Genomic DNA, 22,369 nt, shown 5'->3' with positions numbered 1-22,369 from the left:
GGGAGCCCGCGCACTGCGCGATCGGCGGCGGCCAGTTGCCGCTCATTGCTGCCCCCAAAGTGATAAATGGGTCGTAAATCACTGCTGGGCTTGGAGAATTGCGTTTATCCACATCTCCTGTGGATAAGACTGTGCATGAATGGCTTGCTCCACGCCGTGAAGATGGATTCACAAGCCTCTGCCACGACTTGGACAAAAAAACGCCACTCCGATAAACCCTTATAAAACCATGTACTTAGCCGTGAAACACGATTGCAACATGATTCCGGGAGGGCTTGACAGACGCCGCAGGGCGCTTCGCATCGTGCTGTGCACAACCCGCGCCTGCGGCGACGCCCCGGCCGCTTTGGGAGAGCGGATTTGGCCCGGCTGTCAAGCGCGCGGCGCAGCGGTGTCGTCGCTATCATCGCGTCGATGATGGAGTCCCGATGACCGCCGCGCCTTCCTCCGCCGGTGCGGCCACGCCGCCCGCCCTGGCCGCTTTCCTGCGCGGTACGGAACGTCGTGCCGCCGTGGTGGCGGAACTGCAACTCGGCGATGCCGATCACGGTCTGCGCGCGCTGGCCGCGGCGATGCGGGCGTTCCGCACCCACGCCGCGGCGTTGCCGATGGCTGAATGGCCGTTGCGCTTCTGGAAGCTGCTGGCGGCGGTGCCGACGCTGCGCACGCCGGCGGGCGCAGCGGCGAGCTGGCCGCCGGGGCTGTCGCACCTGCAACGGCTCGACCCGGCCGACCGCTTGGCGCTGCTGCTGCGGATCGTCGCCGGCCTCGACGAGGCCACGGCGGCGCGGGTGCTCGATCAGACCCAGACCCAGTACCAGCAGGCGCTGGCGCGCGCCTGCCCGCGCGCGGCCGACGGCCAGCCCGACGCCGGCGGCTGGCGCGCGCTGGCCGACGCGGCGCAACAGCATCTTCGCGAACTGCCGCCGGCGCGCCTGCAGGCGTTGGCGGCGCTGGGCGAGGCGGCGCTCGGCGGTGGCGCGCCCCCGCGCCCGGTCACGCCGCCGGCCGCGGATCCGCCGCCGCCACGCCGTGGCTGGGTCACCCGGCCGCGGCTGGCGCTGGCGGTCGCGCTGGTCGTGGCCAGCCTGCTCGTGGCGTCGCTGTGGTGGGGCGCGCCACGGCAGGCGCCGTCCGACGACGCCAACCTGGCGCTGGGCGATACCGGTCCGGTGCAGGTGGAGGCGCTGCCGGCCGAGTCCGGCCCGGCCCCGCCGCCGCCGTTGCCCGCCGCGCCGCCGGCGCCGCTGCCCGAGGCGGCGATCTACGACCTGGATTTCTACGCCTGGTACGCCGCCGGCGCGCCGGCGGCGCGGATCGAGCGCGAGGCGCCGGGCGCCGAGGACGCCGCGCCGGCCGCCGGCGATGCCGCGGCGGCCACGGCCGCGGTGAGCACCGCGACGGTGTCCGCCGCCTCCGCGGCGCCGCCGCCGGCGCTGACCCCTGCGCAGCTGCACGAGCGCGAGGCGGCGTGGAACGCGCTGGATGCGGCGGTACAGGCCCGCCTGCGCCAGGTGGCGACGGCGTTCGGCGCCTTGCCGGGCGAGCAGCAGCACAAGCTGCGCGACGAATTCGCCGCGCTCGACCAGCTGGAGCGCCACGGCTGGCTGCTCGGCCCCGAACTGGGCGCCGAGTACTGGGCGCTGCAGCCCCTGGTCGGCTACGTGCCCGAGCCGCAGCGCGCGGGGCTACTGGCGCTGCTGCGCGCGTTGCCGGCCGACCAGCGCGAGCAGCTGGCGCTGTTGTCGCAGCGCACGCCGCCGCAGGAACGCGCGGCGCTGCGCAGCGAGCTGCTGGCGCAAAGCGCCGAGACCCGTGCGGCGTGGCTGCGCCAGCGCGCCACGCGCTGATCGGCGCGGTGGCGTGTCCGCCTCGCAGCCGCACCAGGCTGTCGATCAGCCGCCATAGCGCGGCGATGCCCACCAGGCTGGCGTACAGGCCGCCGACCAGCAGGTAGTGCCGGCATCGATGCCGATCCGCGCATCGGCCAGCGATACCGGCACCGCTTCGCGCGCCGACCGCAGTGCGTTCAACAATGCAGCGCGCACCGCCTCCACGTCCTCGGCGCTGGCCGTGCGCGCGAACGGATCGCGCGGGGCCTGCGCCTGGGCCGGCTGCGCCTGCGCCCGGCCGCTGCCGAAATGGATCACGTACTGGGCGAGGAAGAAGGTCAGCACCGACAGCGCCACGTAGCGCACCCGGTGGCCGCCGATGTAGTTGCGCGCGACCCGGCCGGGCAACAGTAGGTCGGCAAGGGTTCTGAACACACACCCGTCCAGGTGCCGGAACGATCGAACACGTCCTCGATCGCGTGGCGCACGTCGCGCAGCGGGTTGTGCGTCGACTGCCCGCAGTGGTGGCAGTAGTGGCCGTGCAACGTCGTCGCGCAGTTCGCGCACGCTGCCGGCGCCGCGCGCGTGTCGTTGCCCATCGCGCCTGCATCCCCGGGTGCGAGCAGGTAAGATACCGGCCCTCCGCCACCCGGCGCCAGCGCTCCCGCGCGGCCGTAGTGGCGAGATCGCCAGAGTCCGTCATGTCTTCCTCTTCCACCCCGGCCTCGGTCCGGGGCCGCGAACTGCGCACCACCGCGCAGCTCGCCTTGCCGCTGGTGCTGGGGCACGTGTCCGCCGGCCTGATCAGCTTCGTCGACAACGTGATCGCCGGGCATCACGGCACCCGCACGCTGGCCTCGGTGACCGTGGGCACGGCGCTGCTGTGGCTGCCGATGATGATCCCGATCGGCACGCTGATCGCGCTGACCGCGTCGGTGTCGCAGCTCGACGGCGGCCGCCGCCATGCGCAGATCGGACCGATGTTCCGCCAGGCGCTGTGGCTGTCGCTGGGCCTGGGCGTGGTGATGTTCGCGTTCCTGAGCGTGATGCCGCTGGCGCTGCCGCAGCTGGGCATCGCCGCGGAGATCGTGCCGGGCGCGCGCGACTTCCTGCATGCGATCCGCTGGGGCGTGCCGGCGATGGTGCTGTACTTCTGCATGCGCTACCTCAGCGAAGGCATGCACTGGACGCTGCCGACGATGTTGCTGGGGTTCGGCGGGCTGCTGGTGCTGGGGCCGCTGGGCTACGTGCTGACGTTCGGCCTGTTCGGGCTGCGCGAGCGCGGCGCCGGCGGGCTGGGCATGGCCTCGGCGATCATGATGTGGATGCAGGCGATCGTGTTCGCCGTGTACCTGATGCGCTCCAAACGCTTCGCGCCGCTGCGCCTGTTCGCCACGTTCGAGCCGCCGGACCTGCGCGCGATCGGCGGACTGCTCAAGACCGGCCTGCCGATCGGCATCACCATCCTGATGGAGGGCGGCCTGTTCATCACCACCGCGCTGCTGATCGCGCGGCTGGGCGAGGTGCCGGCCGCCGCGCACCAGATCGCGATCAACGTGGCCCAGCTGTGCTTCATGGTGCCGATGGGCGTGGCCGAGGCGACCACGGTGCGGGTCGGGCGCGCGGCCGGCGCCGGCGACGCGGTCGGCGTGCGCGGCGCGGCCTGGGCCGGCTATGCGATCGTGCTCGGCACGCAGGCGCTGTCGGCGCTGGTGCTGCTGTTCGGCCACGACGCCATCGTCGGCATCTATACCCGCGACATCGCCGTCGCCGGGCTGGCCTCGACCTTGCTGCTGTACGCGGCCGCGTTCCAGTTCCCCGACGGGCTGCAGGTGCTGTCCGGCGGCGCGCTGCGCGGGCTCAAGGACACCCGGGTGCCGATGCTGCTGGCGCTGTGCTCCTACTGGGGGCTGGGCATGCCGCTGGGCGCCGGGCTGGGCCTGTGGCTGGGCTGGGGACCGCAGGGCATGTGGATCGGGCTGATCCTGGGCCTGACCGCCGCGGCGGTGATGATGGGCTGGCGGTTCCGGATCAGCAGCCGGCGCCTGCTGGCCGCCTCGGCCCCCTGACTTCAGGCGCATGCCTTCGACCTGGGCAGCCGGTATGCTGCGCCTCAGCAAGACGCCTTTTCCCCGGAGTTTTCCATGAACCAACCCGTGCGTCGCAACCCCATCGTCGGCTTCTTCGTTGGCCTGTGGGATGTGATGAACTTCACCCGCCGGCTGATCCTGAACCTCGCGTTCTTCGGGTTGCTGTTCCTGATCCTGCTGCTGTTCGTGTTCGCGATGGCGCGCGGCAGCGGCGCCAAGCCGCTGCAGGACCGCACCACGCTGCTGATCGCGCCGGAAGGCAAGCTGGTCGAACAGTTCAGCGCCGACCCGGTGAGCCGCGCGCTGACCAAGGCGATGGGCGACAAGGGCGCCGAGGAGATCCAGCTGCGCGACCTGGTGCGCGCGCTGGAGGCGGCCAAGGACGACAAGAAGATCGAGCGCGTCGCGCTGCGCCTGGACAAGCTGCAGCCCAGCGGCTTCGCGTCGATGCGCGAGGTGGCCGCCGCGCTGCAGGACCTGCGCGCGTCGGGCAAGCAGGTCGTCGCCTACAGCGACAGCATGAGCCAGTGGCAGTACCTGCTGGCGGCGCAGGCCGACGAGGTCTATCTGGATCCGATGGGCGCGGTGGTGCTGGAGGGCCTGGGGCGCTACCGGCAGTACTTCCGCGAGGGCCTGCAGGACAAGCTCGGCGTGGACGTGCACCTGTTCCGCGTCGGCGAATACAAGTCCGCCGCCGAGCCGTACATCCTCGATGCGGCCTCGGCCGATGCGAAGGAAGCGGACCTGTTCTGGATGAACGACGTGTGGCAGCGCTACCTGGCCGACATCGCCAAGGCGCGCAAGCTGAGCCCGCAGCAGATCGGCGCCGGCATCGACACCATGCCCGAGGGCATCGCCGCGGCCGGCGGCGACCTGGCCAAGTTCGCGCTGCAGCAGAAGCTGGTCGACGGCCTGAAGACGCGCGAGGAGGTCGAGCAGCTGCTGGCCGAGCGCGGCGTCGCCGACGACGATGCCGACAGCGGCTTCCGCAACGTCGGCCTGGACGGCTACCTGCAGCAGGTGGACATGCGCCAGTCGCCGGTGGACGCGCGGCCGCAGGTGGCGGTGGTGGTCGCCGCCGGCGAGATCAGCGGCGGCGAGCAGCCGGCCGGGCGCGTGGGCGGCGAATCGACCGCGGCGCTGCTGCGCGAGGCGCGCGACGACGACGACGTGAAGGCGGTGGTGCTGCGCGTGGATTCGCCGGGCGGCGAAGTGTTCGCCTCCGAGCAGATCCGCCGCGAGGTGGTGGCGCTGAAGGCCGCCGGCAAGCCGGTGGTGGTGTCGATGGGCGACCTGGCCGCGTCCGGCGGCTACTGGATCAGCATGAACGCCGACCGCATCTACGCCGATCCGTCGACGATCACCGGCTCGATCGGCATCTTCGGCATGATCCCCAACATCGCCCGCAGCCTGGACAAGATCGGCGTGCACACCGATGGCGTGGGCACCACCCGTTTCGCCGGCGCGTTCGACATCTCGCGGCCGATGGATCCGGCGGTGGGGCAGGTGATCCAGTCGGTGATCAACAAGGGCTACGCCGACTTCACCGGGCGCGTGGCGCAGGCGCGGCACAAGCCGGTCGAGGCGATCGACCAGATCGCGCGCGGCCGCGTGTGGAGCGGCGCGCAGGCCAAGGAGCGCGGCCTGGTCGACGCCTTCGGCGGGTTCAAGGACGCGGTGGCCGATGCCGCCGCGCGCGCCAAGCTGGGCGAGCGCGACAAGTACCGCGTGCGCTACATCGAGAAGCCGGCCACGCCGTTCTCGCAGTTCGTCAGCGGTTTCGCCGGCAGTCGCATGGGCGCGTGGATGCTGGGCGATTCGGCGCTGGCGCACGCGCTGCTGGCGCGCAACCTGCCGGAGCTGGATACGCAGTTGCGCTTCGTGCAGGACGCCACCCAGGACCGCAACGGCGCGCCGGTGAAGGCGCTGGCGTACTGCTTCTGCGGCTTCTGACCGCGAGCGCGGCCGAGCCAACGTCACCCGAACGCCGGCCTCGCGCCGGCGTTTTTCATTGTCCGGTGGCGGCGTCGATCGCCGCGTCCTGCTGCGCCGCGGCCCGTTCCACGCCGGCCTGCGCCTGCTTGGCGCGATCCAGCGGCTGCGCGATCGCATCGCGCAGCGCGGTGGCCTGCGGCTCGACCGGCTTGTCCGGCGGCTCGGGAGTGGGCTTGCATGCCGCCAGCGCGGCCGGCAGCGACAACGACAGGACCAGACTCAGCGCGGTTTTCATCGGGGCGACCTGGTTGAGCGTGGGGGTTATCCTACGCCCAACCCGACGCACACAGGCAAGGCGATGCAGCAACGTTGGCGGCTGGACGGACAGACCGCACTGATCACCGGCGCCAGCGCCGGCATCGGCCTGGCGATCGCGCGCGAGCTGCTCGGCTTCGGTGCCGAACTGATGCTGGTGGCGCGCGACATCGACGCGCTGGAAGCGGCGCGCGACGAGCTGGCCGACGCGTTTCCCGGGCAGCGCATCCTGGCGCTGGCCGCCGACGTGGCCGACGACGAGGACCGGCGCGAGATCCTGGACTGGGTCGAGGACCATGCCGACGGCCTGCACCTGCTGGTCAACAACGCCGGCGGCAACATCAGCAAGGCCGCGGTGGACTACACCGAGGACGAGTGGCGCGGCATCTTCGAGACCAACCTGTTCTCGGCGTTCGAGCTGTCGCGCTATGCGCATCCGCTGCTGGCCCAGCACGCGGCCTCGGCGATCGTCAACGTCGGCAGCGTCTCCGGCCTGACCCACGTGCGCAGCGGCGCGCCCTACGGCATGACCAAGGCCGCGCTGCACCAGCTGACCCGCAACCTGGCCGCCGAGTGGGCCGAGGACGGGATCCGGGTCAATGCGGTGGCGCCGTGGTACATCCGCACCCGCCGCACCTCCGGGCCGTTGTCGGACCCGGACTACTACGAGCAGGTGATCGAGCGCACGCCGATGCGCCGGATCGGCGAACCGGAGGAGGTGGCGGCCGCGGTCGGCTTCCTGTGCCTGCCGGCGGCCAGCTACATCACCGGCGAATGCATCGCGGTGGACGGCGGGTTCCTGCGCTACGGCTTCTGAGCCGGCGCGCCGCAGCTGCTTTCCTCGACCACGCGCTGGCGGCGCTGGTATTCCTGCCGGCGCTGCTCGACGTGCTCGGGCACGGCGAAGCGCCAGTGCGATTCGGCCTCGGCCGCGTACTTCTTCCATGCCTCGCAGGCGGCGCCGTCGGGCACCCGCGCGCAGCTGTCGCGGACCACTTCGCAGGCGCTGCCGGCGGCCTTGGCGGCGCTGCCGTCCAGGCCGACGGTCTTCAGCGGCAGGCAGCGCGAGGCCGGTTCGGCGTCCTCGCTGACGTAGCTGTCGCGGTCGCGGGTGCTGCACTGGTACAGCGGCGGCGGCGGCAGCCGCGGGGCGTCGGCGGATGCTGGAGGCGGCGCGACCGGCGCGGGCACCGGAGCGCCGGCCGCCGCGGCGGATGCCGCGGGCGCAGCTGGCGTCGCTGGCGCCACGTAGGCCGGCGCGTAGGCCGGGGCGCTGTTGACGCCCTGCATGATCTTCTTTTCCTGGCGCATGCCTTTGGCGCACGGCATGTTCTGCAGGGTCAGCGCGCCCTGCGCGTCGGTGCAGCGGTAGAACACCACTTCTTCGGCATGCGCGGCGCCGGTGCCGGCGCCGAGCAGCGCAAGCAGCAGGAACGTGCCGATGTCCAGGCGCATGCTCAGCTGCCGCCGCAATCGCGGTCCAGCCGCGCGTCGATGCCGCGCTGCTCGGTTTCCAGCGCGCGGCGTTCGCTTTGCAGCGCGCTGTTGTAGCGGCGGATCAGCTCCCAGCGGCGGTCGGCCAGGCGCGCGCAGACCTCCTGCGGCGGCAGCGCGTTGCAGACGTCGCGCACCAGGGTGCTGCCGGCCGGCACCACCACGCCGGCGCCCGGATGGACCGGCACCGGCCGCGGGCGTTCGCCGCCGCCGTGGCCACGGCCGGGGCGATGCCCCGGACCGTAGCCGCCGACATAGCCCACGGTCCAGATCGGCACCCAGCGCGGGTTGCCCTCGTTGCTTTCGCTGGTGTAGCGCTCGCCGTCTTCGGTGACGCATTCGTACATCGGCTGCGGCGGCTGCACGGTGACGATGCGGATCTCGCGCTGCGGCAGCGGCGCGGGCGCGGCGGCGTCGCGCGCCGGGTCGGTGCTGAGCGTGGTGGTCGCGCGCGGCGGCGGGTCGCGCGGGCGCTGCATGTCGCGTACCTGCTGCGGCCGCCCGTTCTCGCACGGGACGTTCTGCAGGCTCACCGCGCCGCCGGAACCGGCGCAGCGGTAGATGCGCACCGAACCTTGCCCGTCGCCGCCGGCGGTGGTGCTGGTGGTGCTCGCGCTCTGCGCCCAGGCGGCGCCGGCCAGCGGCAGCAGCAGTACGGACAGCGAAAGGCGGCGGAGGCGGGCGATGGACGGCATGCGCGCATCTTGCGCGCGTTGCCGCGCCAGGGAAAGTGAGCGCGCGCGGCCGCGATTCAGCCGCGCAGCACCTGCCCGCTGCAGGCGTCGCGGATCGGGGTGGGTTGCGCCAGCGCGCCGGTCTGGCCGTCGAGCACGCCGTCGATCGCGTCCAGCAGCCGCGGATCCAACGCGTCGCGGCGGTACGCCGGCGGCTCGCCGGCGAGATTGGCGCTGGTCGACACCAGCGCGCCGCCCCAGGCGCGGCACAGCGCCACGACCTGCGGATGGGCGCTGACCCGCACCGCGATGCCGCGGTGCTGGCCGGTGATCCAGCGCGGCGCCAGGTCCGAGGCCGGCAGCACCCAGGTATGCGCGCCGGGCCAGCTCGACAGCACCTCGGCCAGGCGCGGGTGCGGGACCGCGGACAGGTCGAGCAGCGGGCGCAGCGCGTCCAGGTCGGCGGCGATCAGGATCAGGCCCTTGTCCACCGGGCGCTGCTTGATCCGCAGCAGGCGGGTCACCGCGGCCTCGTCGAACGGGTCGCAGCCCAGCCCCCAGACCGCTTCGGTGGGGTAGGCGATCACCCCGCCGCGCTGCAACGCGGCGACGGCTTGGCTCGGCGACAGATCGGTCATGGGCCAATGATGCGGCACGCCGCCGGGGCCGGCAATGCGCAAGGCGGTCGGAAATCCGCCGGCGGCCGCGCGTACGGCAGGCGGCCGCACGCGGGTGGAGCGGATGCCCGGTCAGGCGGTCTTGGCGACCGCCTTCTTGGCGACCTTCTTGACCGCCTTCTTCGCGGTCTTCTTGGTCGCCTTCTTGGCGGTCTTCTTGGCCGCGGTCTTCGCCGGCGCGTCGGCGGCGGCCTTCTTGGCCGCGGCCTTCTTCGGCGCGGCTTCCTTCTTGGCGGTCTTCTTGGCGCCGAAGCCGCGGCGCGCCGGCTTGCCGGTCTCTTCCAGCAGCTTCTGCACTTCTTCCAGGGTCAGCGTGGCCGGCTCGCGGTCCTTGGGGATCTTGCCGTTGAGCTTGCCGTCGCTGATGTACGGGCCGAAGCGGCCGTTGAGCACCTGGATGTCGCTGCCTTCGAATTGCTTGATGATGCGGTTGCGCGCGATCTCTTCCTTCTCTTCGATCAGGAACACCGCGCGCGCCAGGTCGATGGTGTACGGGTCGTCTTCCTTCTTCAGCGAGGCATAGACGCTGCCGCGCTTGGCGAACGGACCGAAGCGGCCGATGCCGACGCTGACGTCCTCGCCCTTGTCCTCACCGAGCGCGCGCGGCATCAGGAACAGCTCCAGCGCGTCCTCCAGGGTGATGGTGTGCATGCTCTGCCCGGGGCGCAGCGACGCGAACTTGGGCTTGTCCTCGGCGTCCTCGGCGGTGCTGCCGATCGCCGCGTACGGCCCGAAGCGGCCCAGGCGCACGCTGACCGGCTTGCCGGTCTTGGGGTCGGTGCCGAGCTCGCGCGCGCCGGTGGCCTCGGAGCGGTCCACCGATTCCTTCTTCTCCTCGACCAGTTCCTTGAACGGGCCCCAGAACTTCTCCATCAGCGGCCGCCATTCCTCCTCGCCGCGCGACACCGCGTCCAGCTCGTCCTCGAGCTTGGCGGTGAAGTCGTAGTCGACGTAGCGGGTGAAGTGGCCGGACAGGAACTTGCTGACCGCGCGGCCGACGTCCGACGGGCGGAAACGGCGCGCATCCAGCTCCACGTACTTGCGGAACAGCAGGGTCTGGATGATCGAGGCGTAGGTCGACGGACGGCCGATGCCGTATTCCTCGAGCGTCTTGACCAGCGAGGCTTCCGAGTAGCGCGGCGGCGGCTCGGTGAAATGCTGGTCGGCGTGGATGCGGTCGAGCGGGATGCGGTCGCCGGGCTTCATCGCCGGCAGCTTGCGGCCCTCGTCCTCGTCCTCGGCGGCCTTCTGGTCCTTGCCTTCCTCGTACACGGCCAGGAAGCCCGGGTCGATCACCGTGGTGCCGCTGGCGCGGAAGCTATGCTCGCTGCCGGCGGCCAGTTCCACGGTCACCGTGTTCATCGTCGCCGGCACCATCTGGCAGGCCACCGCGCGCTTCCAGATCAGCTCGTACAGGCGGCGGCCGTCGTCGTCCAGGTATTTGGCCATCTGCGTCGGCGTGCGCAGCGCGGCGGTCGGACGGATCGCCTCGTGCGCTTCCTGCGCGTTCTTGGACTTGGTCTGGTACATGTTCGGCTTGTCCGGCAGCGCGCCGGTGCCGAAGTCGCGCGCGATCACGTCGCGGATCTCGGCCAGTGCGTCCTGCGACAGGTTCACCGAGTCGGTACGCATGTAGCTGATCAGGCCGACCGTGCCTTCGTCGCCCAGGGTCACGCCTTCGTACAGCTTCTGCGCCACGCGCATGGTGCGGCTGGTGGTGAAACCGAGCTTGCGCGAGGCCTCCTGCTGCAGCGTGGAGGTGGTGAACGGCGGCGCCGGGCGCCGCTTGCGCTCCTTGCTGGCCACGTCGGTGACGTGCAGCGCGCCCTGCGCGGCCTTCTGCAGGCGCATCCGCGCGTCTTCGGCGGTGTCGCCGTCGGTGATGGTGAACTGCTCGAACTTCTGCCCGTCGAGCTTGACCAGCTTGGCCGCGAACGGCTGCGACGGGTGCAGGCAGTCGGCGCCGATGCTCCAGTACTCGCGGGCGACGAAGGCTTCGATCTCCTCCTCGCGCTCGACGATCATGCGCAGCGCCGGCGACTGCACGCGGCCGGCGGACAGGCCGCGCTGCACCTTGCGCCACAGCACCGGCGAGAGGTTGAAGCCGACCAGGTAGTCCAGCGCGCGCCGCGCCTGCTGCGCATCGACCAGGTCCACGGCGATCTGCCGCGGGTTGGCCATCGCCTCCTTGATCGCGCGCGGAGTGATTTCGGTGAACACCACCCGGTGCAGCGGCTTGTCCTTGAGCAGCCCGCGCTCTTTCAGGATCTCGGCGATGTGCCAGCTGATCGCCTCGCCCTCGCGGTCCGGGTCGGTCGCCAGATAGATGTCGTCGGCGATCTTGGCGGCCTTGGCGATGGCTTCGACGTGCTTTTCGTTCTTCTCGATCAGCGCGTAGCGCATCGCGAAGCCATCGTCCGGATCCACCGCGCCCTCTTTTGGGATCAGGTCGCGCACGTGCCCATACGAGGCCAGGACGTGGAAGTCCTTGCCGAGGTATTTGTTGATCGTCTTGGCCTTGGCAGGCGATTCGACGATGAGCAGGTGCTTGGACATGATGAGGTGGGCTTCGAATGGGCGGGGCGGGCGCCCTGGGGGCGGTAGGGTGGCGCAATTGCTCCGGTTAGTGAAGCGTTGCGGTGGTTCAGCGCGGCCGACGCCCGGGGCAGGTACCCCGGGCGTTCAGCTGCGTCTCTTTTTTATTAGTGGACATGTCCGGCAGCGGCTGTCAAGCGCCCCGGCCCCGCGATGCCTGAAATGCCCAGGCCCGCGGGGGCTCCACCGGCTTCGGTTCTTCGGGTCCCGAGTCCCGGCCGTCAGTGCCAGTTGCCGCTGGCGGCCACGCCGATCAACACGATCAGCAGCAACACGATCCCGACCATCAGCACGCCGAACAGCGACAGGATCACGATGGTGACCGTGCCCAGCTGGCGCTGCTGCCACTCCGGATGGTTGGTGAACGCCCACTTGTCTACCACCAGGGTGTCGCAGAGCATGTCGTGCAGGGCCTGCTTGCGCTCGGTGAAGGCCGCCATCAGGAAGCCGATGCCCAGGGTGATGCTGCTGAGCATGAAGCCGAAGTAGCGGCCGATGCCGCGGCCCAGGGTGATGCGGCTGCCGTCGCTGCGCACCACCTTGATGCCGATCGCCATCTTGCCCAGGGTGGCTTGGCTGGCCGAGGCGTGGAAGGCGCCGAAGTACAGCGCCGAGATCGCCAGCGGCAACAGATAGACCAGCAGCAGCATGATGATGCCGCTGGCGGTGCCGAAATCCGGCGCCGAGCCGGCGCCGGCGAGGCCGCTGAAGCCGAAGAAGCCGATCATCACGATCACCTGCACCACCTGCGCGACGATGCCGATCAGCATGCCGTCGATCAGGTAGGCCGCGGTGCGCTTCCAGAAGCCGGCCTGGACCACCTCGCCGCCGGCGACGAAATTGGTCTCCGGGGCCAGTGCCGCGGCGGGGGCGGCGTAGGGCGAATAGGCGCTGTCGGCGGCGGGAGTGGGGCTGGTCCAGGCGCTGGGCAACGGCTGCGTGGCAGCGGCGGCCCCGGGCTCGACGCCCGGCTCGGTGCCTGCGGCTGCGGCCGGCGTGGCCGTGTCCAAGCCCATGTCTTCGGCGACCGGCACGGCCGGCAGCGGCGACGGCGCCTGGCCCAGCCCCAGCTCGTCGACGAAGTCGCCCAGCGCGCGCCATTCGCTCAGGCCGTCGCGCCACACCAGCGTGGTCAGCCCCAGTTCGCCGCGTTCGAAGCGCTGCTTCACCGCGTCGGCCGGCATCGGTCCATGACGCTGCTGCGCAGCGTCGGCGTAGTACCACTCAGTCATTGTCCATTTCCCCGGTTGCTGTCCATCGTCCCGCTATCGTGTCAGCCGCGGCAGTGCACGGGCAGATAGCGGTCGTCCACTTCGGCGCTGCAGGTCCAGGCGGCGCTTTGTTCATCGTAGTCCAGCCACAGCGCTTTGCCATCCAGCGCATCGCGGCCGGGCTCGCGCAAGGTGGCTTCCAGGCCGCAATGGCCGTTGTCGAAACGGCCGACCCGGACCTGCGCGATCTGCGCGTCGGCGTAGCTTTCCGGCGTGCCGAAGCCGTCGTCGCCGTTGACCGGGCAGCGCTGCTGCTCGGCGATGTAGGCCTCGATCTGCGGCTTCAGCGCCTCCATCTGGCCGATCGCCGCCGTGCTCTTGGCGCGCAGCGTGTACTCCTGGTACGCCGGTACCGCGATCGCGGCGAGCACGCCGATCACCGCGAGCCCCACCACCCCGACCGCCGCGGCGATGATGCCGCCGATCGCGCAGCCGGACAGCCCGGATTTGGGCGCGGCAGCAGTGGCGACGGCGGCGGCAGGCGCAGCGGCCGGCGCAGGCAGCGGCGGGGGCAGCGCGGCCGCGGCGGCAGGCAGGCCGAGTTCCTCGGCGAACGAGCGCAGTGGCGCCCAGGCCGGCAGGCCCTCGCGCCAGACCAGGGTGTCGGGGTGCAGCTGTCCGCCCTGCAGCAGCTCCAGCAGGGCCGCGCTGCTCAGCGGCCCGTGCCGTTGGCGCGCGGCATCGGCGTAGTACCAGTGGCTCAAGGTTCTCTCCTGCGTCCGTGCACGGGCCCTTCAGCTCAGTGCAGCGGCTCCGGTTCGTCGACGAACATCTGGGTTTCCATCCAGGCGTAGGCCGCCTCGGCGCCGGGCTGGTTGAACAGCACCATCAGCACCACCCATTTCAGGTCGTCCAGGTCCAGTTCGTCCTGGTCCAGCGCCATCGCCCGGTCCAGCACCAGCTCGCGCTGGTCGCTGTCGAGGATGCCGTGCTGTTCCAGGAACAGCAGGAAGCCGCGGCATTCCACGTCCAGCTTGTCCAGCTCGGGGCCGTGGAAGATGCGGATCGGGCCGTCCACGCGCGGCTGCGCCACCGCCGGCCGCTGATCGGCCAGGGCATCGAGCCAGTCGAACGCTTTGCTGATCTCGGTGGGGCTGAAACCGGCCTGGATCAGGCCATTCTGGAGGGAGTCGCGGTCGCGGACCGGGTCCGCGTCTTCGCTGAAATAGTGTTCGAACAGGTACAGCAGGACATCCAGAATGCTCTCTTTCATTGCCCCTCGGCCTGCGTCGCTAGACGCTGTGGAGGTGAAGAAACTAGGGTTTGCGGGTGTAACGACCGCGTTCGACCGCCACTTTGCCGTCCAGTTCCATGAGCAGCAGCATGGAGGACAGCGCGGCGGGCGTCAATCCGGTGCGCTCGATCAATGAATCCATAGGGGTAGGGTCATGACCGAGCGCCTGCCACAAGCGCTGGTAGTCGGGATCGGAAGGCGGCGGCGCGGCGCCGACCATCTCGGCGCTCCTGTGTGTGGGGGCGTTCAGGCGCCCACGCAAGGCATCGGCCAGTTCGGCGGCCAGCGGCGCGACCCCGGCCAGCACTTCCTCGGCGCTTTCCACCAGCCCGGCGCCGTCGCGGATCAGGCGGTGGCAGCCGCGCGCCAGCGGGTTGTGGATCGAGCCGGGCAGCGCGAACACCTCGCGCCCGGCCTCGGCCGCCAGGCGCGCGGTGATCAGCGCGCCGGAGCGCTCGGCCGCCTCGACCACCAGCGTGCCCAGCGCCAGCCCGGCGATGATCCGGTTGCGCGCCGGGAAATGGCTGGGCCGGGCGCCGGTGCCGGGCGGGTGCTCGCTGACCACCGCGCCGCGCTCGGCGATGCGCGCGCGCAGCGCGGCGTGCTGGCGCGGGTAGGCCAGGTCCGCGCCGGTGCCGACCACGGCCACGGTCAGGCCGCCGCGCGCCAGCGCCGCCTCGTGGGCGGCCGCGTCCACGCCGGCGGCCATGCCGCTGACCACCGCCATGCCGGCCTCGGCCAGCGCGCGCGCGAAGCGGTAGGCGTTGTCGCGGCCGCCGGCGCTGGGCGCACGGCTGCCGACCACGGCCAGCGCCGGGTGCCACAGCGCGGCCGGGTCGCCGTCCACGTACAAGGCCAGCGGCGGCGCGGCGATGCGCCGCAGCAGCGCCGGATAGTCGGGGTCGTGGCAGCCGAGCAGGTGGTGCCGCGGCTGCGCCAGCCAGGCGCGCGCGGCGTCCAGCGCGGCGGGATCCGGCTCGCGCAGCGCCTGGGCCTGGGCCTCGCTCAGCCCGGCCGCGCGCCAGGCCGCGGGGCCGGCGGCCAGGGCGGCGCCGGCCCCGCCGCAGCGCTCGAGCAGCAGGCGCCGCGGCGCGCTGGCGCCGCCGGCCAGCGACAGGACCAGCAGCGCGTCGGCGGCGCAACGGTGGGCGGGACGAGCGGCCATGCGCGCAGGCTAGGCCGCAAACGCCGACGGCGCCCTCGGGCGCCGTCGGTGGTGGATGTAGGACTAGTCCGCGTGCGCGGGTCAGCGTGCGTCGGGGTGCTTGACGTCGTAGCCGATCCGGGTCGGCTTGATCCCGTCCATCACCAGCGCGTAGCTGACCTTGTCGAAGGTGCGGAACACCATCGCGTGGGCGGCGTACTCGTCCGGCAGGGCCACGGTGCTGCCCGCGCCGCCGGTGAAGCCGTCGTCGGCACGCGAGGTCTCGGGCCTGCGCACGCGGTCGTTGACGCGGTTGCCGTGGCGCCACAGCGAGAACACGGTGCCGTTGTCGATGCCCTCGCGGCTGCCGCCGGAGATCGCGATCACGTCGCGCGGGCCGGCCGCGGTGAAGGCGTCGGCCACCGCGAGCACGCGCAGCCCGGCCTCGACCGCCTGCGGCGCCGGCGGGTGCGGGACGAACTGCAGGTCGTACGGCTGCGCCTCGACCGCGATCAGGCGGTCGCCGGAGCGCACTTCGCGGTCGCTGTCGTGCAGCAGCAGGGTGGTGACCTGGTCGCTGCCGGCGGCGGTGCGGGTGACGGTGCCGACGTTGACCTGGGCCAGTTCGTAGCCGAGGGTCTCGCGGCGCTTGTCCGGCGGCACGAAGGTCTGCCACAGGTTGCCGGTGCCGGGGGTGACGCGGCCGTCGGCATTGAGGTCGTCGCTGAGCTTGGGCAGCACGTAGCGCACGGTCGGGCGCACCACGGCATAGCGCTGGCCGGCCTGCGCGTCGGCCAGGCCGGCGGCGTAGACCAGCTGCCCGGCGGTGGCGCGCATGCGGTTTTCTTCCAGGCCGACCACGTAGGGCAGGCCGTCGATGCTGTCGGTCACCCGCAGGTTCTTCAGGAACGGCTCGACGTCCGACAGCGGGATCGCGTTGATCGGCGCTTCCTGGCGCGGGCCGGGACGCACGCCGGCGCGGGCCACGCGGTCCAGGTAGGCCAGGCTGAGCACGTCGCCCGGATAGATCAGGTGCGGATTGTGGACCTGCGGATTGGCCTGCCAGATTTCCGGCCACAGCCAGGGCTTGCCCAGGAAACGCCCGGCGATGTCCCACAGGGTGTCGCCCTTGCGCACCACGTAGGTGTCCGGGTGTTCGGCGGCCATGCTCGTGGAAGCGGCATAGGTCGCAACGGTGAGCATCGCCACGGCGACGACCGTACGGAGTCGATTGAACATGAGTGCGGAGCCTGATTCCCCAACAGGTCCGCGCACTATAGTCCAGAACCCAGGGCGCAGCGCAAGGGTTCGCGGTAGAATTGTCCGGCCTTGCCGAATTGTCCGGCGCCCCCACATTGGGTACCGCTATGGCCCTGCTACCTATTCTCGAGTTCCCCGATCCCCGCCTGCGCACCAAGGCGGTCCCGGTCGACGCCGCCGACGTGGCGACGCCCGCGTTCCAGCGCCTGCTCGACGACATGTTCGAGACCATGTACGAGGCCCCGGGCATCGGCCTGGCCGCCAGCCAGGTAGACGTGCACAAGCGCTTCATGGTGATCGACGTCAGCGAGGAGAAGAACGCGCCGCAGGTGTTCATCAACCCGCAGATCCTCAGCCGCGACGGCGAGCAGGTCTACCAGGAAGGCTGCCTGTCGGTGCCGGGCATCTACGCCGACGTGACCCGCGCCAACGCCATCACCGTGCGTTACCTGGACCGCCACGGCCAGGCGCAGGAACTGGCCGCCGACGGCCTGCTGGCGGTATGCGTGCAGCACGAGATGGACCACCTGGACGGCAAGCTGTTCGTCGACTACCTCTCGCCGCTCAAGCGCGAGATGGTGCGCAAGAAGCTGGCCAAGGCGCGCAAGCACGTAGCTTGAAGCGGGAAACCGGGAATGGAGAAACGGGAATCGTAAGTGCGGTACCCGTGACCTTTCCGGGTTCGCGCCTTGCCCATTCTCCATTCCTCATTCCGGTTCCCAGCCTCCATGAAAATCGTCTTCGCCGGTACGCCGGACTTCGCCGTGCCGTCGTTGCGCGCGGCCGCGCAGCGCCATGAGGTGGTCGCGGTCTATACCCAGCCGGACCGGCCTGCCGGCCGTGGCCGCGGGCTGACGCCGTCGCCGGTCAAGCTGGAGGCGGTGGCGCGCGGCCTCCCGGTGCTGCAGCCGCAGACGCTGCGTTCGCCGGACGCGCTGCAGACCCTGCGCGCGCTGCAGCCGGACCTGCTGGTGGTGGTGGCCTACGGCCTGATCCTGCCCAAGGCGGTGCTGGCGATCCCGACCCATGGCTGCTGGAACGTGCACGCCTCGCTGCTGCCGCGCTGGCGCGGCGCCGCGCCGATCCAGCGCGCGATCGAGGCCGGCGATACCGAGACCGGGGTATGCCTGATGCAGATGGAGGCCGGCCTGGATACCGGCCCGGTGCTGCTGTCGCAGCGCACCCCGATCGGCGAGACCGATACCGGCGGGCAGCTGCACGACCGCCTGGCCGCGCTCGGCGCGCAGGTGCTGTCCGACGGCCTGGGCCTGCTGCGCGCCGGCATCCGCCCGGTGCCGCAACCGCAGCCGCAGGCCGGCGTCACCTATGCGCACAAGCTGGACAAGGCCGAAGCGCGGCTGGACTGGCAGCAGCCGGCCGAGCTGCTGGCGCGGCGGGTGCGCGCGTTCAATCCCTGGCCGATCGCCGAGGCGGTGCTGGCCGGCGAGCGGGTGCGCGTGCACGGCGCGGTCGCGCTGGAGCTGGCGCACGCGCACGCGCCGGGCACGGTGCTGGCCGCGTCCAGGCAGGGCATCGACATCGCCTGCGGCCAGGGCGCGCTGCGCCTGCGCGTGCTGCAGCGCGAGGGCGGCAAGGCGATCACCGCCGCCGACTACCTCAACGCCCGGCGCGACCTGCCGGTGCTGGCCTGAGCCGGCGCGCTTGCCCGCGATGAACCCGCCGGACGACGCGGCGATGCTGCCCGGGGTGGCGCCGCGGGTGACGGCGGCGCGGGTGCTGGTGGCGGTGATCGAGCGCGGGCGTTCGTTGAAGGCGGAGCTGGCCGCGGCATTGCCGACGCTGCCCGACCCGCGCGACCGCGCCCTGGTCGAGGCGATCTGCTTTGCGGTGCTGCGCCGCCGTCCCGCCTACGAGGCGGCGCTGCGGCTGTGGCTGCAGAAGCAGCTGCCGCAGCGCGACGCCGAACTGCGCGCGCTGCTGCTGGTGGGATTCGCGCAGATCGATGCGCTGCAGCTGGCGCCGCATGCGGCGCTGTCGGCCACGGTCGAGGCGGCGCGCGCGCTGGACCGGCCGCGCCAGGCCGGCATGGTCAACGCGCTGTTGCGCCGCGCGTTGCGCGAGGGCATGCCGGCCGCCGAGCCGGCCGCGGACTGGCCGCTGTGGCTGCGCGAGGCGGTGCGCGCCGACTGGCCCGGGCAGGCCGAGGCGATCTTCGCCGCCAGCCAGCAGGCGGCGCCGCTGTGGCTGCGGGTCAACCGCCGCCGCAGCGACCGCGACGGCTACCTGCGCCGCCTGGCCGAGGCCGGCATCGCAGCCGAGACCGTGCCGTGGCTGGCCGACGCGATCCGGCTCGGCGACTCGGTGGCGATGAGCGCGCTGCCCGGTTTCGCCGACGGCTCGGTGTCGGTGCAGGACGCCTCGGCGCAGCAGGTCGCCGACGCGCTGGCACCGGCGCCCGGCGCGCGCGTGCTCGACGCCTGCGCCGCGCCGGGCGGCAAGGCCGCGCACCTGCTCGAACGCGACCCGACGCTGCGCCTGACCGCGCTTGACGTGGACGCGCGGCGGCTGGCGCGGGTGCGCGAGACCTTCGCCCGCACCGGCGCCGGCGAACACGCCGTGCTGCAGGCCGCCGACGCCGCCGACGTGGCGAGCTGGTGGGACGGCACGCCGTTCGATGCGGTGCTGCTGGATGCGCCCTGCTCGGCCACCGGCATCGTGCGCCGCCAGCCGGACGTGCTGCTGCACCGCCGGCAGCAGGACATCGCCGCGTTGCGCGGCATTCAGGCGCGCCTGCTCGATGCGGCGTGGCAGGTGCTGCGCCCGGGCGGCGTGCTGGTGTACGCGACCTGTTCGTTGCTGAAGGACGAAAACGAGCGCCAACTGCTGGCGTTCCTGGCGCGCCATGCGGATGCGGCGCCGGAGGACCCGGGCGCCGCCTACGGCCATGCCGCCGGCGGCGGCCGCCAGCGCCTGCCCGGCGAGCAGGACGGCGACGGGTTTTTCTACGCGCGTGCGCGCAAGACGGCGTGATTCGGCCCCGGTATCATCCCGTCCCATGCTGAAGACCCGCGCGTCCCGAGAATTCTGGTTGTTGGCCATCCTCGCGGTGCTGGTACTCGGCGCCGGGCTGGGGCTGCGCGATCCGCATCCGGCCGACGAACCGCGCTTCGCGCTGGTCGCCAAGCAGATGGTGGACAGCGGCAACTGGCTGTTCCCGCACCGCGGCACCGAACTGTATTCGGACAAGCCGCCGATGCTGATGTGGCTGCAGGCCTCGTTCTACAGCGTGTTCGGCAACTGGCGGGTGGCGTTCCTGCTGCCGTCGCTGCTGGCCGGGCTGGGCACGCTGGCCTGCGTCTACGACCTCGGCCGGCGCCTGTGGACGCGCCGGGTCGGCATGTATGCGGCGTATCTGCTGCTGTTCGCATTCCACTTCACCTACCAGGCGAAGAAGGCGCAGATCGATCCGCTGGTGGTGTTCTTCATCACCCTGGCCAACTACGGCCTGATCCGCCATCTGCTGCGCGGCCCGGACTGGCGCATGTGGACGCTGGGCTGGTTCGCCGCCGGGCTGGGCACGATCACCAAGGGCGTGGGCGGCATCGCGCTGCTGATGCTGCTGCCGGCGGCGCTGGCGTCGCTGGCGCGCTGGCCGCAGGTGAAGGTGGCCGTGCGCGATGCGCGCTTCTGGCTCGGTCCGCTGGCGTTCGTGGGCGCGGTGTCGATCTGGCTGGTGCCGATGGTGGCCACGGCGCTGTCGGCGCAGGAGCCCGAATACCGCGCCTATCTCAACGACATCCTGTTCCGGCAGACCGCCGGGCGCTACACCAAGTCCTGGGACCACCCGCACGGCCCGTTCTATTTCTTCGGGGTGATGCCGAGCATGTGGCTGCCGGCGCTGCTGGCCCTGCCGTGGGCGGTCCCGGCATGGGCGCGGCGCCTGCGCCGGCGCGATGCGCGCTACCTGCTGCCGCTGGCGTGGTGGGCGCTGATCATCCTGTTCTTCTCCATCCCCAGCGGCAAGCGCGACGTCTATGTGCTGCCGGCGCTGCCGATGGTGTGCCTGGCGCTGGCGCCGCTGCTGCCGGGCCTGCTGCGCAAGCTGGCGTTCAAGCGGCTGTTGCTGGCGTTCACCGCGCTGCTGACCGTCGCGCTGCTCGCGGTCGGCGTGGCGGTGCTGGTCGGCCACGGGTTCCGCGCGCAGATGATGGAGGCGCGCGGCGTCGATCTGCCGACGGTCCGCGCGCTGGCCTGGACCGTGCTGGCGATCGGCCTGTGGGGCGTCGGCAGCCTGGCGGTGTTCGCGCGCCGTCCGCAGGCGGCGCTGGCTTCGTTGCTGGCCGCGGTCTGGGTGCTGGCCGGGCTGATGGTGTATCCGCTGATCAACAAGTCCAGTTCCGCGCGCGGGGTGATGGAGGCGGCCGGCCGCCGCATCGGCCCGGACGCCGAGCTGGGGCTGGTGGCATGGAAGGAGCAGAACCTGTTGATGGCCGACCGCGCCGCGACCACCTTCGGCTTCGTGGTGTCCTGGGACGAGCAGCTGCGCCGCGGCGTCGCCTGGCAGGCGCAGGCCCCGCAGCGCCGCTGGCTGCTGGTGCAGGAGGCGGCGATGCTGGGCTGCGTGGACCGCAACGCCAGCCAGCTGGCCGGGGTCTCCAACCGCCGCAACTGGTGGCTGGTGCCCGCATCGGCGGTGCATGGCGCCTGCGTGGTCACCAAGGGCGACCGCGACCGGCTGCGCGAACAGGACAAGGACCGCTTCGAATGAGCGGCGCCCGCACGCCGGCGCGGTTCCCGGTCCGGCGTGGCCGGCCAGCGCTGCGGCGTGGCGTGTCATGCGCCTGATCCGGGTCATCAGCCGCGACAACGGCGGCGGCCTGAGCCGCGACCTGCATCTGGTCGCCGACACGTTGCGCAGCACCGGCCGCTACCGGGTCGAGGTGTTCGGCTTCGGCACCGTGCGCGCGGTCAACCGCCTGCGCGAGCTCGCGCTGTGGCTGCGCGGCCTGGTGCGCGGGCCCGCCGACCTGCAGATCTTCCTGGAGCGGGTCTATCCGCGCTGCCTGGGCGGCGGCCGGCGCAACGTGCTGGTGCCCAACCCGGAGTGGTTCCTGGACAAGTGGCTGGCGTGGCTGCCGCGCTTCGACCGCGTGCTGTGCAAGACCCGGCACGCCGAGCAGCGCTTCGGCGAGCTGGGCTGCGCGACCGGCTTCGTCAGTTTCTGCAGCGACGATTGCTATCGCCCGGAGGTGCCGCGCGAACGCGCGTTCCTGCATGTGGCCGGGCGCAGCTCGGCCAAGGGCACCGCGGTGCTGCTGCAGACCTGGGCGCGGCACCCGGAATGGCCGCGGCTGAGCGTGGTGCAGAACGCGAAGAAGTCGCGGCCGATCGAGGCGGGCAACATCGACTACCTGACCGGCTACCTCGACCAGCGCGAACTGCGGCGCCTGCAGAACGCCCACCGCTTCCACCTGTGCCCGTCGGAGGCCGAGGGCTTCGGCCACTACATCATGGAGGCGCTGAGCGTGGGCGCGGTGGTGGTGACCACCGACGGCGCGCCGATGAACGAGCTGGTGACCGGCGAGCGCGGCGTGCTGATCGCACCGCTCGGAGCGCGCGCCGACAACCTCGGCGTGCGCTACCAGCTCGATGTCGCCGCGATCGAGGCGGCGGTGGAGCGCGCGCTGGCGCTGTCGCCGACCCAGTGCGACGCGCTGGGTACCGCGGCCAGGAACTACTTCGAGGCGCAGCGGCGCGAGTTCGCGGAGCGTTTTACTTCAATGGTAGCCGAATTGCTGGGGGATGCGGCGCCGCCCGCCGCCCGGTCGGAAACCCGTTCCGATCGCATGCGGGTCAGGTCGGGTTAGGCGTGGTCCCCGGATCATTC

Annotated in this window: 20 protein-coding genes; 9 read left to right on the top strand and 11 right to left on the bottom strand. The window is 71.8% G+C overall.

The window, feature by feature from the left end:
• Window positions 1-428 precede the first annotated feature (428 nt).
• Entirely contained in the window at window positions 429-1,850 is a 1,422-nt protein-coding gene (locus JR065_RS21545; RefSeq protein WP_241093604.1) for a hypothetical protein, read from the top strand.
• 45 nt (window positions 1,851-1,895) lie between these two features.
• Here the strand turns inward: JR065_RS21545 and JR065_RS13065 are convergent, their stop codons facing one another.
• Window positions 1,896-2,267: a DUF3667 domain-containing protein gene (locus tag JR065_RS13065; RefSeq protein WP_206234683.1), complete on the bottom strand. Its 372-nt coding sequence runs from the start codon at window positions 2,265-2,267 to the stop codon at window positions 1,896-1,898.
• A gap of 266 nt (window positions 2,268-2,533) precedes the next feature.
• Here JR065_RS13065 and JR065_RS13060 point away from each other — a divergent pair, with 266 nt between their 5' ends.
• Window positions 2,534-3,901, top strand: a complete 1,368-nt coding sequence (locus tag JR065_RS13060) for an MATE family efflux transporter (protein ID WP_206234682.1) — start codon at window positions 2,534-2,536, stop codon at window positions 3,899-3,901.
• Between the two features lie 75 nt (window positions 3,902-3,976).
• Complete coding sequence (sppA, locus tag JR065_RS13055) at window positions 3,977-5,875, top strand: signal peptide peptidase SppA (protein ID WP_206234680.1); 1,899 nt, start codon at window positions 3,977-3,979, stop codon at window positions 5,873-5,875.
• Between the two features lie 55 nt (window positions 5,876-5,930).
• On the opposite strand, the gene JR065_RS13050 is transcribed toward sppA, so the two are convergent.
• Entirely contained in the window at window positions 5,931-6,152 is a 222-nt protein-coding gene (locus tag JR065_RS13050; RefSeq protein WP_206234679.1) for a hypothetical protein, read from the bottom strand.
• Window positions 6,153-6,215: 63 nt separating this feature from the next.
• Between JR065_RS13050 and JR065_RS13045 the strand changes: the two genes are divergently transcribed.
• The gene (locus JR065_RS13045) at window positions 6,216-6,989 is read left to right on the top strand and encodes an SDR family oxidoreductase (protein ID WP_206234678.1); all 774 of its coding nucleotides are present in this window, start codon (window positions 6,216-6,218) and stop codon (window positions 6,987-6,989) included.
• Here the strand turns inward: JR065_RS13045 and JR065_RS13040 are convergent.
• The 9 genes from JR065_RS13040 to JR065_RS13000 form a co-directional block, all read right to left on the bottom strand.
• Entirely contained in the window at window positions 6,977-7,627 is a 651-nt protein-coding gene (locus tag JR065_RS13040; protein ID WP_206234677.1) for a DUF4124 domain-containing protein, read from the bottom strand. The two genes, JR065_RS13045 and JR065_RS13040, sit on opposite strands and share 13 nt — an antisense overlap.
• A gap of 2 nt (window positions 7,628-7,629) precedes the next feature.
• The gene (locus tag JR065_RS13035; protein WP_206234675.1) at window positions 7,630-8,361 is read right to left on the bottom strand and encodes a DUF4124 domain-containing protein; all 732 of its coding nucleotides are present in this window, start codon (window positions 8,359-8,361) and stop codon (window positions 7,630-7,632) included.
• 56 nt (window positions 8,362-8,417) lie between these two features.
• Entirely contained in the window at window positions 8,418-8,978 is a 561-nt protein-coding gene (locus JR065_RS13030) for an L-threonylcarbamoyladenylate synthase (protein ID WP_206234674.1), read from the bottom strand.
• A gap of 111 nt (window positions 8,979-9,089) precedes the next feature.
• Window positions 9,090-11,573, bottom strand: a complete 2,484-nt coding sequence (locus tag JR065_RS13025; RefSeq protein ID WP_206234673.1) for a DNA topoisomerase I — start codon at window positions 11,571-11,573, stop codon at window positions 9,090-9,092.
• A 260-nt stretch (window positions 11,574-11,833) separates the two neighbouring features.
• Window positions 11,834-12,844 carry an RDD family protein gene (locus JR065_RS13020; RefSeq protein WP_206234672.1) on the bottom strand — a complete coding sequence of 337 codons (1,011 nt, stop codon included), beginning with the start codon at window positions 12,842-12,844 and terminating at the stop codon, window positions 11,834-11,836.
• Between the two features lie 41 nt (window positions 12,845-12,885).
• Window positions 12,886-13,587: a pilin gene (locus JR065_RS13015; RefSeq protein ID WP_206234670.1), complete on the bottom strand. Its 702-nt coding sequence runs from the start codon at window positions 13,585-13,587 to the stop codon at window positions 12,886-12,888.
• Window positions 13,588-13,622: 35 nt separating this feature from the next.
• Window positions 13,623-14,096 carry a DUF494 family protein gene (locus tag JR065_RS13010; RefSeq protein ID WP_206234669.1) on the bottom strand — a complete coding sequence of 158 codons (474 nt, stop codon included), beginning with the start codon at window positions 14,094-14,096 and terminating at the stop codon, window positions 13,623-13,625.
• Window positions 14,097-14,139: 43 nt separating this feature from the next.
• Window positions 14,140-15,282, bottom strand: coding sequence for a DNA-processing protein DprA (gene dprA / locus JR065_RS13005; RefSeq protein WP_206234668.1), 1,143 nt, complete (start codon window positions 15,280-15,282; stop codon window positions 14,140-14,142).
• An 81-nt stretch (window positions 15,283-15,363) separates the two neighbouring features.
• Entirely contained in the window at window positions 15,364-16,500 is a 1,137-nt protein-coding gene (locus tag JR065_RS13000; RefSeq protein WP_206234667.1) for a LysM peptidoglycan-binding domain-containing protein, read from the bottom strand.
• A 128-nt stretch (window positions 16,501-16,628) separates the two neighbouring features.
• On the opposite strand from JR065_RS13000, the gene def reads away from it, so the two are divergent.
• From def to JR065_RS12975, 5 genes are all read left to right on the top strand, one after another.
• Window positions 16,629-17,141 (top strand): peptide deformylase, encoded by a 513-nt coding sequence (gene def, locus JR065_RS12995; protein WP_206234666.1) that lies wholly within the window; start codon window positions 16,629-16,631, stop codon window positions 17,139-17,141.
• A gap of 108 nt (window positions 17,142-17,249) precedes the next feature.
• Complete coding sequence (gene fmt / locus JR065_RS12990) at window positions 17,250-18,173, top strand: methionyl-tRNA formyltransferase (RefSeq protein ID WP_206234664.1); 924 nt, start codon at window positions 17,250-17,252, stop codon at window positions 18,171-18,173.
• A gap of 19 nt (window positions 18,174-18,192) precedes the next feature.
• On the top strand, window positions 18,193-19,512 hold the full coding sequence (rsmB, locus tag JR065_RS12985) for a 16S rRNA (cytosine(967)-C(5))-methyltransferase RsmB (RefSeq protein WP_241093612.1): 1,320 nt from the start codon (window positions 18,193-18,195) through the stop codon (window positions 19,510-19,512).
• 25 nt (window positions 19,513-19,537) lie between these two features.
• Window positions 19,538-21,250, top strand: coding sequence for an ArnT family glycosyltransferase (locus tag JR065_RS12980; RefSeq protein WP_206234663.1), 1,713 nt, complete (start codon window positions 19,538-19,540; stop codon window positions 21,248-21,250).
• 67 nt (window positions 21,251-21,317) lie between these two features.
• On the top strand, window positions 21,318-22,349 hold the full coding sequence (locus tag JR065_RS12975) for a glycosyltransferase (RefSeq protein WP_206234662.1): 1,032 nt from the start codon (window positions 21,318-21,320) through the stop codon (window positions 22,347-22,349).
• Window positions 22,350-22,369: the final 20 nt, after the last annotated feature.

It is taken from the genome of Xanthomonas sp., assembly GCF_017163755.1.
In the GTDB taxonomy this organism is placed as follows: domain Bacteria; phylum Pseudomonadota; class Gammaproteobacteria; order Xanthomonadales; family Xanthomonadaceae; genus Xanthomonas_A.
This window is presented reverse-complemented; position numbering and strand designations above follow the sequence as displayed.